Source organism: Oleiphilus sp. HI0123 (assembly GCF_001635315.1).
Window position 1 is genome coordinate 1 of sequence record NZ_LWGE01001026.1, and the last position, 699, is coordinate 699.

The 699-nt window shown below is 48.9% G+C and carries 1 rRNA gene; it reads left to right on the plus strand.

Features of this window, described 5'->3' with window-relative positions:
- Positions 1-699 (plus strand): 23S ribosomal RNA (locus A3761_RS08870); the annotation flags it as partial.

The following is a 699-nucleotide window of genomic DNA, read 5'->3' on the forward strand; positions in this document are numbered from 1 at the left end:
AGAAGCAAACCCGGAGAACTGAAACATCTAAGTACCCGGAGGAAAAGAAATCAACCGAGATTCCCTTAGTAGCGGCGAGCGAACGGGGATTAGCCGATGATTATTGAATTAGTGGAACGCTCTGGGAAGTGCGGCCATAGTGGGTGATAGCCCCGTACACGAAGATTCAATAGTCACATATTAAGTAGGACGGGACACGTGTTATCTTGTCTGAAGATGGGGGGACCATCCTCCAAGGCTAAATACTCCTGACTGACCGATAGTGAACCAGTACCGTGAGGGAAAGGCGAAAAGAACCCCTGTGAGGGGAGTGAAATAGATCCTGAAACCGTATGCGTACAAGCAGTGGGAGCAGACTTGTTCTGTGACTGCGTACCTTTTGTATAATGGGTCAGCGACTTAATTTTAGTAGCAAGGTTAACCGTATAGGGGAGCCGTAGGGAAACCGAGTCTTAATAGGGCGTTTAGTTGCTGGGATTAGACCCGAAACCGAGTGATCTAGCCATGAGCAGGTTGAAGATCAGGTAACACTGATTGGAGGACCGAACCCACTTATGTTGAAAAATGAGGGGATGACTTGTGGCTAGGAGTGAAAGGCTAATCAAACTCGGAGATAGCTGGTTCTCCTCGAAAGCTATTTAGGTAGCGCCTCGTGTATCACCCTGGGGGGTAGAGCACTGTTTGGGCTAGGGGGTCATC